General features: G+C 76.8%; 1 protein-coding gene and 1 pseudogene. Both read left to right on the top strand.

All coding sequences use genetic code 11. From position 1 onward, the window contains the following. Window positions 1-374 (top strand): annotated as a pseudogene (locus AC2CHG_RS31490) (hypothetical protein); the annotation flags it as partial. Between the two features lie 155 nt (window positions 375-529). Next, the coding region (locus tag AC2CHG_RS31485) for a glutamate-cysteine ligase family protein (protein WP_484526218.1) at window positions 530-1,153 on the top strand (624 nt) is incomplete at its 3' end.

The raw sequence follows: 1,153 nt of genomic DNA, 5'->3' as shown, positions 1-1,153 counted from the left end.
GCGCCGGACCGACGGGCACCGGCCCCGCCGTCACCGGGCCGTCCCGGCCGGCGCCGAGCACCCCGGCCGGTGACGCGTCCGGCGCGGTGTCCCCACCGGCTCCGGCCCCGTCCGGTACGCCGAGCGCCAAGGCCCTGCCGTCCGCGCCCCCGGCCGGCGGGTCGAGCCTGGCCGGCCACTGCCGCGCCTACCTGGCCAAGCCGGAACGACAGCGGGAGAAGGCGCTCACCAAGCCGGGCTTCGCCGACCTGGTGGCCGCCGCCGGCGGCCCCGAGCAGGTGGAGAGCTACTGCCGCAACCTCGTGGGCGCGTCGCCGGAGGACCCGGACGACGCGCCGGAGCCCGAGCCCTCGGGCCGGGAAGCGGACGACTGAGCGCCGCGGCGCAATCAGATTCCGGACAAAAATTCATCTCTCCGGGCAAGCGGATCTCGTCTGCTAGACAGAGGATGGTGGGGCGGCGTCCCGTGCCGTCCCGGCCGGGCGCGTCGCGACGACGTCGTCGCCCATCGCCGAGGAGGAGCCGTTCCATGGTGATGTCGCCGGACCTGGACCGCGCAGTCGTCCTGGGGGACGAGGAGGCGGCCCGCGGCCACCTCGCCCGGATCTGCTTCAAGACCGGGCCACCCGCACTGGTCGGCGTCGAACTGGAATGGACCGTGCACGACGCCGCGGACCCGGCCCGGCCGGTCGACCGCGAGCGACTACGCGAGGCGCTGGGACCGCACAGCCCGGTGACCCTCGACCCCACCAGCCCGGCCGACGAGCTCCGGCACGGCGGCGCCGTGACCGTGGAGCCCGGCGGGCAGGTGGAGATCTCCGCGACGCCGCGATCGTCGGTCGGCGCCCTCATCCTGGCCACCGAGGCCGACGTCGCCGAGCTGCGGGCGCGGCTGGACGGCGCCGGCCTGGTGCTCGGCCGCAGCGGCATCGACCCGTGGCGCCTTCCCCGACCCGTCGTGGAGACCCCGCGCTACCGGGCCATGCGCTGCGCCTTCGACCGGCGTGGCCCGGCGGGACGGGCGATGATGTACAGCACGGCCGGGCTCCAGGTCTGCCTGGACGCGGGCGAGCCGGAGCACCTGGCACAGCGCTGGGCCGCCGCGCACGCCGTCGGCCCGCCGCTGCTCGCCGCCTTCGCCACCGCCGACCGG

It is taken from the genome of Micromonospora sp. ATLC20 (genome assembly GCF_057196585.1).
The sequence above is the reverse complement of the archived record's forward strand: the minus strand, read 5'-3'. Positions and strand labels throughout refer to the sequence as shown.